Source organism: Escherichia sp. E2562 (assembly GCF_005781075.1).
In the GTDB taxonomy this organism is placed as follows: Bacteria; Pseudomonadota; Gammaproteobacteria; order Enterobacterales; family Enterobacteriaceae; genus Escherichia.
On sequence record NZ_VATM01000004.1, the window covers coordinates 411,971 to 423,630 of the forward strand.

At 50.9% G+C, this 11,660-nt stretch carries 8 protein-coding genes and 5 tRNA genes; 10 read left to right on the top strand and 3 right to left on the bottom strand.

Going from position 1 to position 11,660, the window contains the following annotated elements; genetic code table 11:
- Positions 1-204: 204 nt before the first annotated feature.
- Positions 205-1,869 (bottom strand): glutamine--tRNA ligase, encoded by a 1,665-nt coding sequence (gene glnS, locus FEK43_RS08895; protein WP_135406202.1) that lies wholly within the window; start codon positions 1,867-1,869, stop codon positions 205-207.
- A 203-nt stretch (positions 1,870-2,072) separates the two neighbouring features.
- The gene (nagE, locus tag FEK43_RS08900; protein WP_135406201.1) at positions 2,073-4,019 is read right to left on the bottom strand and encodes a PTS N-acetyl glucosamine transporter subunit IIABC; all 1,947 of its coding nucleotides are present in this window, start codon (positions 4,017-4,019) and stop codon (positions 2,073-2,075) included.
- A 333-nt stretch (positions 4,020-4,352) separates the two neighbouring features.
- Between nagE and nagB the strand changes: the two genes are divergently transcribed.
- The 5 genes from nagB (at position 4,353) to asnB (ending at position 10,313) form a co-directional block, all read left to right on the top strand.
- Positions 4,353-5,153, top strand: a complete 801-nt coding sequence (gene nagB, locus FEK43_RS08905; RefSeq protein ID WP_001237072.1) for a glucosamine-6-phosphate deaminase — start codon at positions 4,353-4,355, stop codon at positions 5,151-5,153.
- A gap of 61 nt (positions 5,154-5,214) precedes the next feature.
- Entirely contained in the window at positions 5,215-6,363 is a 1,149-nt protein-coding gene (gene nagA / locus FEK43_RS08910; RefSeq protein WP_135406200.1) for an N-acetylglucosamine-6-phosphate deacetylase, read from the top strand.
- Positions 6,364-6,371: 8 nt separating this feature from the next.
- Positions 6,372-7,592 (top strand): DNA-binding transcriptional regulator NagC, encoded by a 1,221-nt coding sequence (gene nagC / locus FEK43_RS08915; protein WP_130260227.1) that lies wholly within the window; start codon positions 6,372-6,374, stop codon positions 7,590-7,592.
- Positions 7,593-7,639: 47 nt separating this feature from the next.
- Positions 7,640-8,392, top strand: a complete 753-nt coding sequence (nagD, locus tag FEK43_RS08920; protein WP_000153129.1) for a ribonucleotide monophosphatase NagD — start codon at positions 7,640-7,642, stop codon at positions 8,390-8,392.
- A 256-nt stretch (positions 8,393-8,648) separates the two neighbouring features.
- The gene (gene asnB / locus FEK43_RS08925) at positions 8,649-10,313 is read left to right on the top strand and encodes an asparagine synthase B (protein WP_000337081.1); all 1,665 of its coding nucleotides are present in this window, start codon (positions 8,649-8,651) and stop codon (positions 10,311-10,313) included.
- Between the two features lie 41 nt (positions 10,314-10,354).
- Here the strand turns inward: asnB and FEK43_RS08930 are convergent, their stop codons facing one another.
- Positions 10,355-10,792 carry a hypothetical protein gene (locus FEK43_RS08930; protein WP_135406199.1) on the bottom strand — a complete coding sequence of 146 codons (438 nt, stop codon included), beginning with the start codon at positions 10,790-10,792 and terminating at the stop codon, positions 10,355-10,357.
- 332 nt (positions 10,793-11,124) lie between these two features.
- Between FEK43_RS08930 and FEK43_RS08935 the strand changes: the two genes are divergently transcribed.
- The 5 genes from FEK43_RS08935 (at position 11,125) to FEK43_RS08955 (ending at position 11,594) form a co-directional block, all read left to right on the top strand.
- Positions 11,125-11,201: transfer RNA gene (locus FEK43_RS08935), tRNA-Met, on the top strand.
- Between the two features lie 9 nt (positions 11,202-11,210).
- Positions 11,211-11,295, top strand: a tRNA-Leu gene (locus FEK43_RS08940).
- A 23-nt stretch (positions 11,296-11,318) separates the two neighbouring features.
- Positions 11,319-11,393: transfer RNA gene (locus FEK43_RS08945), tRNA-Gln, on the top strand.
- Between the two features lie 34 nt (positions 11,394-11,427).
- Positions 11,428-11,502, top strand: a tRNA-Gln gene (locus tag FEK43_RS08950).
- A gap of 15 nt (positions 11,503-11,517) precedes the next feature.
- Positions 11,518-11,594: transfer RNA gene (locus FEK43_RS08955), tRNA-Met, on the top strand.
- Positions 11,595-11,660 lie beyond the last annotated feature (66 nt).

Below are 11,660 nucleotides of genomic sequence, written 5' to 3' on the forward strand. Positions count from 1 at the left end.
GGCTTTCCAGTAAGATGAAAGCGGTTATATTTAAATTCATTATAATTTGTGATTTTAAATTTGTTGCATGAATAGATTGCGAAGCGAAATTAATTCGCGAAGAAAAGCAGAAAAAAACGCCGCTGAACGCGGCGTTTTGGATTGTTTGCATGTTTCTTGCCGGATGCGGTGTGAACGCCTCACCCGGCCTGGTAGAACTTAAAATTACTCGCCTACTTTCGCCCAGGTATCACGCAGCCCAACGGTGCGGTTAAATACCGGTTTTTCCGCTGTGGAATGGCGGCTGTCGAGGCAGAAGTAGCCTTCACGCTCAAACTGGAATGCTTTACCTGCCACCGCATCTTTCAGAGACGGTTCAGCAAAGCCCTGTTTGATGACCAGAGAATCCTGGTTAATCACCGACAGGAAATCATCCGCAGCGCCGGGATTCGGTACACTGAACAGACGATCGTACAGGCGGATTTCAACCGGCAGCGCATGTGCCGCGCTTACCCAGTGAATAACGCCTTTGACTTTACGACCATCAGCCGGATCTTTGCTTAAGGTGTCGGCGTCATAAGTACAGAAGATGGTGGTGATATTGCCTTCTGCATCTTTCTCCACGCGTTCTGCCTTAATGACATAAGCATTACGCAGACGCACTTCTTTACCCAGCACCAGACGTTTGTACTGCTTGTTAGCTTCTTCGCGGAAATCGGCGCGATCGATCCAAATCTCACCGCTAAACGGCACCTGACGGCTGCCCATTTCCGGTTTATTCGGATGGTTCGGCATGGTGACCATTTCGCCTTCGCCCTGATAGTTTTCGATAACCAGTTTCACCGGATCGATGACTGCCATTGCACGCGGCGCGTTCTCGTTGAGGTCTTCACGAATGCAGGATTCCAGCGACGCCATCTCAATGGTGTTGTCCTGCTTGGTCACGCCAATGCGTTTACAGAACTCACGAATAGAAGCCGCAGTGTAACCACGACGACGCAGACCGGAAATGGTCGGCATACGTGGATCATCCCAACCTTCTACGTGCTTGTCGGTGACCAGCTGGTTCAGCTTACGCTTGGACATCACGGTGTATTCCAGATTCAGGCGCGAGAATTCGTACTGGCGCGGATGAACAGGAATGGTGATGTTGTCCAGTACCCAGTCGTACAGACGACGGTTGTCCTGGAACTCCAGCGTACACAGAGAGTGCGTAATGCCTTCCAGCGCATCGCTGATGCAGTGGGTGAAGTCGTACATCGGGTAGATGCACCACTTGTTGCCGGTCTGGTGGTGTTCAGCAAACTTAATGCGGTACAGCACCGGATCGCGCATCACGATAAACGGCGAAGCCATGTCGATTTTCGCGCGCAGGCAGGCTTTACCTTCTTCAAAACCACCGGTACGCATTTTTTCGAACAGCGCCAGGTTCTCTTCAACGCTGCGGTCGCGGTACGGGCTGTTTTTACCCGGCTGCGTCAGAGTGCCACGATATTCGCGGATCTTTTCCGGCGTCAGCTCATCGACATACGCCAGGCCTTTATTGATCAGTTCAACAGCATAGGCGTGGAGCTGATCAAAATAATCGGAGGAGTAACGGACGTTACCAGACCAGTGAAAACCTAACCACTCTACGTCGTTTTTGATCGACTCGACGTACTCAATATCTTCTTTTACCGGGTTAGTGTCGTCGAAACGCAGGTTGCACTGGCCTTTATAGTCCTGGGCGATCCCGAAGTTCAGGCAGATAGATTTCGCATGGCCAATATGCAGATAGCCATTCGGCTCCGGCGGGAAACGGGTGTGTACTGTGGTGTGCTTACCACTGGCCAGATCTTCATCGATGATCTGACGAATAAAGTTAGTCGGGCGGGCTTCTGCCTCACTCATCGTGGATTCCTCAAAGCGTAAACAACGTATAACGGCGTATGATCTTATAAGCGGGACAGGCTGACAACTGTTAGTTAGAGAAAATCGAAAAATCTAACAGAGATTATGGGGATGATTGATGAAAAAAAAAGCGGCAGAGAAGATCTCCACCGCTTGTCATTGTTGGATGCGACGCTCAAGCGTCGCATCAGGCATAAAGCAGATTACTTTTTGATTTCATACAGCGGTGTTTGACCCGCCACAACATGGCCCTGAGCTTTAATGATCAAGCCACTGAAATCGTCGATATTGCTGCAAACCACCGGGCTAATCATCGAACGGGCGTTAGCGTTCAGGTAATCCAGATCCATTTCCAGAATCGGTTGCCCTGCGCTTACCTGCGCGCCCTCTTCCACCAAACGTTTAAAGCCTTTACCTTCCAGCGCTACGGTGTCGATACCCATGTGGACGACAATCTCCGCGCCTTTTTCGGTTTCCAGGCAGAACGCGTGGTTGGTGTTGAAGATTTTCACGATGGTTCCCGCCGCTGGTGCTACAACGATCTTATCCGTCGGTTTCACCGCCACACCGTCGCCCACAGCTTTGCTGGCGAACGCTTCGTCTGGCACCTGATCCAGTGCGACAACATCACCGGTAATTGGCGATACCAGCTCAGCGATAGACACTGCGTTTGGTACAGCCTGCGGTTTCGCTACCGGAGCGGCAGTTGCCGGAGCAGCTTCAGCAGAAGCAGCAGCTACCGGGCCACGAGCAACGACTTTCTTCATCGCATCGCCGATGGATTCTGCTTTCGCGCCGACAATCACCTGGATGGTCTGTTTGTTCAGTTTCACCACACCAGAAGCACCCAGACGTTTACACATCGCATCGTTGACACGTGCTGAGTCAGCCACAGTCAAGCGCAGACGAGTAATACAGGCGTCAATCGCTTTTAGATTGTCACTACCACCAACTGCCGCAATGTAGTTGGTTGCCAGTTGAGTTAAGCCTTCTTCGGTATTGCTGTTCGCTTCTTCAGTAACGATCTCGTCATCTTTATCTTCACGACCTGGCGTTTTCAGGTTGAACATACGGATAACCGCACTGAACACCACAAAGTAGATAACGAAGAAAACAACGCCCATCACCAGCAGCATCCAGACGTTCTGGCTGGCTGCTGGCAGGTTGTACATCAACGCGTAGTCGATAGCGCCCGCAGAGAAGGAGAAGCCCGCGTGGATCCCCAGCAGCGTTGCCACAAACAGACTGATACCGGTCAGCAGTGCGTGCAGGAGGTACAGCAACGGCGCAAGGAACATGAACAGGAATTCCAGCGGCTCAGTCACACCTGTCAGGAACGCGGTGATAGCAACAGAAAGCAGCATCCCGCCAACCATCGGGCGACGCTCTTTCGGTGCTGCGAAGTACATCGCCAGCGCCGCACCTGGCAGACCGAACATCATGATCGGGAAGAAGCCGGACATGAACATCCCCGCAGTGCCGTCGCCCGCATAGAAGCGGTTGATGTCACCGTGGAAAACCGTACCCGCAGCGTTGGTGAATTCACCAATCTGGAACCAGGCGATGGTGTTCAGTACCTGATGCAGACCGGTTGGGATCAGCAGACGGTTGATGAAACCAAAGATACCGGAACCCAGCGCGCCCGCAGAAACGATCCACTCGCCGCCAGCATGGATAGCGTGCTGTACCGGCGGCCAGACGTAACCAAAAATGGCTGCCAGCACCAGGCAGAAGAAGCCGGTGGCGATCGGCACAAAACGTTTGCCGCCGAAGAAGCTCAGGAAGTCCGGCAGTTTAATATCAGACCAACGGTTATAGGCTGCACCACCGACCAGACCGGTAATGATACCTGCCAGAACCCCCATGTTAATTTCTGGGTTGATGGTCACCATCGCTTTAGTTAACACAAAGTAACCAACTGCACCCGCCAACGCAGCTGCACCTGCACTGTCTTTGGACCAGCTGGAGGCCACGCCGATCGCAAAGATCAACGCCAGGTTATCAAAAATCGCGCCGCCTGCCTGGGCAATAAACGCAACATTAAGTAAATCTGGCTGGCCGAATCGCAGCAACAGTGCCGCCACCGGCAGCACCGCGATAGGGAGCTGTAACGCCCTACCGAGTCGCTGGAAAAAACCTAAAATATTCATCTTATTCCCCCTACGAGAACTCTATTTGGCTCGTTTAAAGCCGTATTTTTATTTTGCAGCAAATTGTACTGCCGATGTTCTGTAATCATATTGTTAGATCATCTGCTACAGAGTGTGTGAAAATTTAATTCGTACCGCAAATTAAACGCGCGTCTTTTGTGAGTTTTGTCACCAAATATCGTTATCATTACTCCCTTTTACTGGCTAAACCAGAAAACTTATTTTATCATTCAAAAAATCAGGTCGGATTGACGCCTGTCCGCGCAAATCCAGGTTACGCTTAAAGATGCCTAATCCGCCAACGGCTTACTTTTTACTTACTTGAGGTGAATAATGAGACTGATCCCCCTGACTACCGCTGAACAGGTCGGCAAATGGGCTGCTCGCCATATCGTTAATCGTATTAATGCGTTCAAACCGACTGCCGATCGTCCGTTTGTGCTTGGCCTGCCGACTGGCGGCACGCCGATGACCACCTATAAAGCGTTAGTCGAAATGCATAAAGCAGGCCAGGTCAGCTTTAAGCACGTTGTCACCTTCAACATGGACGAATATGTCGGTCTGCCGAAAGAGCATCCGGAAAGCTACTACAGTTTTATGCACCGTAACTTCTTCGATCACGTTGATATTCCAGCAGAAAATATCAACCTTCTCAACGGCAATGCCCCAGATATCGACGCCGAATGCCGCCAGTATGAAGAAAAAATCCGCTCTTACGGTAAAATCCACCTGTTTATGGGCGGTGTAGGTAACGACGGTCACATTGCATTTAACGAACCGGCCTCTTCTCTTGCCTCTCGCACCCGTATCAAAACCCTGACACATGACACTCGCGTCGCAAACTCTCGTTTCTTTGATAACGATGTTAATCAGGTGCCAAAATATGCGCTGACCGTAGGTGTGGGTACACTGCTGGATGCCGAAGAAGTGATGATTCTGGTGCTGGGCAGCCAGAAAGCACTGGCACTGCAGGCTGCCGTTGAAGGTTGCGTTAACCACATGTGGACCATCAGCTGTCTGCAACTGCATCCGAAAGCCATCATGGTGTGCGATGAACCTTCCACCATGGAGCTGAAAGTTAAGACTTTAAGATATTTCAATGAATTAGAAGCAGAAAATATCAAAGGTCTGTAATTGTTATCCCTGCCCTGACGCCTTGCTCAGGGCATTATTATTTTTGAAATCGGGGGTCGGAATGTATGCATTAACCCAGGGCCGGATCTTTACCGGTCATGAATTTCTTGATGACCATGCAGTTGTTATCGCTGATGGCCTGATTAAAAGCGTCTGCCCAATAGCGGAACTGCCGCCAGAGATTGAACAACGTTCACTGAACGGGGCCATTCTCTCCCCCGGTTTTATCGATGTGCAGTTAAACGGCTGCGGCGGCGTACAGTTTAACGATACCGCTGAAGCGGTCAGCGTGGAAACGCTGGAAATCATGCAGAAAGCCAATGAGAAATCAGGCTGCACTAACTATTTGCCGACGCTTATCACCACCAGCGATGACCTGATGAAACAGGGCGTGCGCGTGATGCGTGAGTACCTGGCAAAACATCCGAATCAGGCATTAGGTTTACACCTGGAAGGCCCGTGGCTGAATCTGGTGAAAAAAGGTACCCATAATCCGAATTTCGTACGTAAACCGGATGCCGCACTGGTCGATTTCCTGTGTGAAAACGCCGACGTCATTACCAAAGTGACGCTGGCACCGGAAATGGTTCCAGCAGAAGTGATCAGAAAACTGGCAAATGCCGGGATTGTGGTGTCTGCCGGTCACTCCAATGCAACGTTAAAAGAAGCGAAAGCCGGTTTCCGCGCGGGGATTACCTTTGCCACCCATCTGTACAATGCGATGCCGTATATTACGGGCCGTGAACCGGGCCTGGCGGGCGCGATCCTCGACGAAGCTGACATTTATTGCGGTATTATCGCTGATGGCCTGCATGTTGATTACGCCAACATTCGTAACGCTAAACGTCTGAAAGGCGACAAACTGTGTCTGGTTACCGATGCCACCGCGCCAGCAGGTGCCAATATTGAACAGTTCATTTTTGCGGGTAAAACAATATACTACCGCAACGGACTTTGTGTGGATGAGAATGGTACGTTAAGTGGTTCATCCTTAACCATGATTGAAGGCGTGCGTAATCTGGTTGAACATTGCGGTATCGCACTGGATGAAGTGCTGCGTATGGCGACGCTCTATCCGGCTCGTGCGATTGGCGTTGAAAAACGTCTCGGCACGCTCGCCGCAGGTAAAGTGGCCAACCTGACCGCATTCACACCTGATTTTAAAATCACCAGGACCATCGTTAACGGTAACGAGGTCGTAACCCAATAAGAGAAAGTATGACACCAGGCGGACAAGCTCAGATAGGTAATGTTGATCTCGTAAAACAGCTTAACAGCGCGGCGGTTTATCGCCTGATTGACCAGCATGGGCCAATCTCGCGAATTCAGATTGCTGAGCAAAGCCAGCTTGCCCCCGCCAGCGTAACCAAAATTACGCGTCAGCTTATCGAACGCGGGCTGATCAAAGAAGTTGATCAGCAGGCCTCCACCGGAGGCCGCCGCGCTATCTCTATCGTCACCGAAACCCGCAATTTCCACGCAATTGGCGTACGTCTCGGTCGCCACGACGCCACCATCACCCTGTTTGATCTCAGCAGCAAAGTTCTGGCAGAAGAACATTACCCGCTACCGGAACGTACCCAGCAGACGCTGGAACATGCCCTGCTGAATGCCATTACTCAGTTTATTGATAACCACCAGCGCAAGCTGCGGGAGCTGATCGCCATTTCAGTGATCCTGCCAGGGCTGGTCGATCCGGACAGCGGCAAAATTCACTACATGCCGCATATTCAGGTGGAAAACTGGGGGCTGGTTGAAGCACTGGAAGAGCGTTTTAAAGTGACCTGTTATGTCGGCCACGATATCCGCAGTCTGGCGCTGGCAGAGCACTACTTCGGTGCAAGTCAGGATTGCGAAGACTTCATTCTGGTGCGTGTTCATCGCGGAACGGGGGCCGGGATTATCTCTAATGGGCGCATTTTTATTGGCCGCAACGGCAACGTCGGTGAAATTGGCCATATTCAGGTCGAACCGCTGGGTGAACGCTGCCACTGCGGCAACTTTGGCTGCCTGGAAACTATCGCTGCCAACGCTGCCATTGAACAACGGGTGTTGAATTTATTAAAGCAGGGCTACCAGAGCCGTGTGCCGCTGGACGATTGCACCATCAAAACAATCTGCAAAGCCGCGAACAAAGGCGATAGCCTGGCCTCGGAAGTGATCGAGTATGTCGGTCGTCATCTGGGCAAAACCATCGCCATTGCTATCAACTTATTTAATCCGCAAAAAATTGTTATCGCTGGTGAGATCACCGAAGCCGATAAAGTGCTGCTCCCTGCTATCGAAAGCTGCATTAATACTCAGGCACTGAAGGCGTTTCGCACTAATCTACCGGTGGTACGTTCTGAGCTGGATCACCGCTCGGCAATCGGCGCTTTTGCGCTGGTAAAACGCGCCATGCTCAACGGTATTTTGCTCCAGCATTTGCTGGAAAATTAATGTGCTTTTATAGTGGCGCTTATTGTTGTCAATATTCTGGGTAGTCCATGACCATTAAAAATGTAATTTGCGATATCGACGGCGTGCTGATGCACGATAACGTCGCCGTACCGGGTGCAGCGGAATTTTTGCACGGGATTATGGATAAGGGCCTGCCGCTGGTGTTGCTGACCAACTATCCTTCGCAGACCGGGCAAGATCTGGCGAACCGCTTTGCCACTGCCGGTGTCGATGTGCCGGACAGCGTGTTTTATACCTCCGCGATGGCAACCGCCGATTTCCTGCGTCGCCAGGAAGGCAAGAAAGCGTATGTGGTGGGCGAAGGCGCGCTGATTCATGAGCTGTACAAAGCTGGTTTTACGATTACCGATGTGAACCCTGATTTTGTGATTGTTGGCGAAACACGCTCCTACAACTGGGACATGATGCATAAAGCGGCCTATTTTGTCGCTAATGGTGCACGCTTTATCGCCACCAACCCAGATACTCACGGACGCGGTTTTTATCCCGCCTGTGGCGCGCTGTGCGCGGGGATTGAGAAAATCTCCGGGCGCAAACCGTTCTATGTTGGTAAGCCGAGTCCGTGGATCATCCGCGCGGCATTAAACAAAATGCAGGCGCATTCGGAAGAAACGGTGATTGTCGGCGATAACCTGCGTACCGATATTCTGGCGGGCTTCCAGGCCGGTCTGGAGACGATTCTTGTGCTCTCCGGCGTTTCGTCGCTCGACGATATCGACAGTATGCCGTTCCGCCCAAGCTGGATTTACCCGTCAGTCGCTGAAATCGACGTTATCTGAATAGCAACCACGTCTGCGGACGTGGTTTCTTATTTTTACCCATCATTAAAATTCACCCATTCAATAAAACCCACTAAAAATTATCGAATCATCAACAAACACATCCTTACACCAGACCTTTTTTCACCAATCGACAATCACCATTACGTTTTTTATTTTTTCACCGTCAAATCGCTTGCGCACAGTGCTGCTTTGCGGCATTTTTTTAAACAAGCAAACACAACAAGCAACAAATACCAGGTTAACGGAGAAGGTTATGTGTTCAATTTTTGGCGTATTCGATATCAAAACAGACGCAGTTGAGCTGCGGAAGAAAGCACTCGAGCTGTCACGCCTGATGCGTCATCGCGGCCCGGACTGGTCCGGTATTTATGCCAGCGATAACGCCATTCTCGCCCACGAACGTCTGTCAATTGTTGACGTTAACGCGGGGGCGCAACCTCTCTACAACCAACAAAAAACCCACGTACTGGCGGTAAACGGTGAAATCTACAACCACCAGGCATTGCGCGCCGAATATGGCGATCGTTACCAATTCCAGACCGGGTCTGACTGCGAAGTGATCCTCGCGCTGTATCAGGAAAAAGGGCCGGAATTTCTCGACGACTTGCAGGGCATGTTTGCCTTTGCCCTGTACGACAGCGAAAAAGATGCATATCTGATTGGTCGCGACCATCTGGGGATCATCCCACTGTATATGGGGTATGACGAACACGGTCAGCTGTATGTGGCCTCAGAAATGAAAGCCCTGGTGCCAGTATGCCGCACGATTAAAGAGTTCCCGGCGGGGAGCTATTTATGGAGTCAGGACGGCGAAATCCGTTCTTATTATCATCGCGACTGGTTCGACTACGATGCGGTGAAAGATAACGTGACCGACAAAAACGAGCTGCGTCAGGCGCTGGAAGATTCCGTTAAAAGCCATCTGATGTCTGACGTGCCTTACGGCGTGCTGCTCTCGGGGGGGCTGGATTCCTCAATTATTTCCGCGATCACCAAGAAATACGCCGCCCGTCGCGTGGAAGATCAGGAACGCTCTGAAGCCTGGTGGCCGCAGTTGCACTCCTTTGCCGTAGGTCTGCCGGGTTCTCCTGATCTGAAAGCAGCCCAGGAAGTGGCGAACCATCTGGGCACTGTGCACCACGAAATTCACTTCACTGTACAGGAAGGTCTGGATGCCATCCGCGACGTGATTTACCACATCGAAACTTATGATGTGACAACTATTCGCGCTTCAACACCGATGTATTTAATGTCGCGTAAGATCAAGGCGATGGGCATTAAAATGGTGCTGTCCGGTGAAGGTTCTGACGAAGTATTTGGCGGTTATCTTTACTTCCACAAAGCGCCGAACGCTAAAGAACTGCATGAAGAGACGGTGCGTAAACTGCTGGCCCTGCATATGTATGACTGCGCGCGTGCCAACAAAGCGATGTCAGCCTGGGGCGTGGAAGCACGCGTTCCGTTCCTCGACAAGAAATTCCTCGACGTGGCGATGCGTATCAACCCGCAGGATAAAATGTGCGGCAACGGTAAGATGGAAAAACATATCCTGCGTGAATGTTTTGAGTCGTACCTGCCTGCAAGTGTTGCCTGGCGGCAGAAAGAGCAGTTCTCCGATGGCGTCGGTTACAGTTGGATTGACACACTGAAAGAAGTGGCGGCACAGCAGGTTTCTGATCAGCAACTGGAAACAGCCCGCTTCCGCTTCCCATACAACACGCCGACCTCAAAAGAAGCGTACCTGTACCGGGAAATCTTTGAAGAACTGTTCCCGCTTCCGAGTGCCGCTGAGTGCGTGCCGGGCGGTCCTTCCGTCGCTTGTTCTTCCGCTAAAGCAATCGAGTGGGATGAGGCGTTCAAGAAAATGGACGATCCGTCTGGTCGTGCGGTTGGCGTTCACCAGTCAGCGTATAAATAAGACGTGTAATATTGCCCCGGAGAAATCCGGGGCAATTTCAGTTACTGGGGAGCTTGTTGATTCTGATATGAAGTGAGGAAATGTTCCGGATTTGCTACATCGCTGTCAGATAACTCATTACTGTAAGCGACTGACCAGGTTGCCGATTCCTCCGGGATATGCAGGCTTCCATTTCCCTCTTTCAGGCGTAATAACTCAAAAGATTCACCCTTGATTACAGTGGTATAAGATTTCTCACCTTCCTGTAATACTTTTACTTTGCAGCGAAAAATCTGACCATCGATGTCATTATCAACATGCGATACCTGAACGAGTGCCTCATTAGACGCTTTCGGCCCGATTCGCATCATCCACACCACTGCGCCTTCCTGCCCACGATAGCCAAAAACATATTTACCGATTTCCGGTTTGACCGTATCGGCAAACGCGGATTGCATAAGTAATAAGACACCCATCAATATCGTCATAAAACGCAGCATAGTATTCCCTCAATAAATCGCCTGAAGTGATAGCAGAGATGCAGGCGTAGCGATCCCTGCCCTGTCCTGTTGCAACGGGCCAGTATTTCATAGATTAATTTCCCACCACTATTGTTGAATTCCGAATTTCATCCTGTATGACAAAAGAATGGCTGTAGGGTGGGGAAAAAACACAAAGTAAACAATAATTGACGAATATAGCGCCACGCTGTTCGCAACCTAACCAAACAGTCACTTTCGAGCAATTTTCCTTGAAAAAGAGGTTGACGCTGCAAGGCTCTATACGCATAATGCGCCCCGCAACGCCGATAAGGTATCGCGAAAAAAAAGATGGCTACGTAGCTCAGTTGGTTAGAGCACATCACTCATAATGATGGGGTCACAGGTTCGAATCCCGTCGTAGCCACCATCTTTTTTTGCGGGAGTGGCGAAATTGGTAGACGCACCAGATTTAGGTTCTGGCGCCGCAAGGTGTGCGAGTTCAAGTCTCGCCTCCCGCACCATTCACCAGAAAGCGTTGTACGGATGGGGTATCGCCAAGCGGTAAGGCACCGGTTTTTGATACCGGCATTCCCTGGTTCGAATCCAGGTACCCCAGCCATCTTCTTCGAGTAAGCGGTTCACCGCCCGGTTATTGGGGTATCGCCAAGCGGTAAGGCACCGGTTTTTGATACCGGCATTCCCTGGTTCGAATCCAGGTACCCCAGCCATCGAAGAAATAATCTGGCTACGTAGCTCAGTTGGTTAGAGCACATCACTCATAATGATGGGGTCACAGGTTCGAATCCCGTCGTAGCCACCAAATTCTGAATCTGTCGAATAGATTCGGCAAATTCAAAAACAAATTTGTTGGGGTATCGCCAAGCGG

Excerpts from the sequence above, each read along its gene's own strand:
- glnS (WP_135406202.1), bottom strand. The coding sequence starts at position 1,869 with ATGAGTGAGGCAGAAGCCCGCCCGACTAACTTTATTCGTCAGATCATC.
- nagE (WP_135406201.1), bottom strand. The coding sequence starts at position 4,019 with ATGAATATTTTAGGTTTTTTCCAGCGACTCGGTAGGGCGTTACAGCTC.
- nagB (WP_001237072.1), top strand. The coding sequence starts at position 4,353 with ATGAGACTGATCCCCCTGACTACCGCTGAACAGGTCGGCAAATGGGCT.
- nagA (WP_135406200.1), top strand. The coding sequence starts at position 5,215 with ATGTATGCATTAACCCAGGGCCGGATCTTTACCGGTCATGAATTTCTT.
- nagC (WP_130260227.1), top strand. The coding sequence starts at position 6,372 with ATGACACCAGGCGGACAAGCTCAGATAGGTAATGTTGATCTCGTAAAA.
- nagD (WP_000153129.1), top strand. The coding sequence starts at position 7,640 with ATGACCATTAAAAATGTAATTTGCGATATCGACGGCGTGCTGATGCAC.
- asnB (WP_000337081.1), top strand. The coding sequence starts at position 8,649 with ATGTGTTCAATTTTTGGCGTATTCGATATCAAAACAGACGCAGTTGAG.
- FEK43_RS08930 (WP_135406199.1), bottom strand. The coding sequence starts at position 10,792 with ATGCTGCGTTTTATGACGATATTGATGGGTGTCTTATTACTTATGCAA.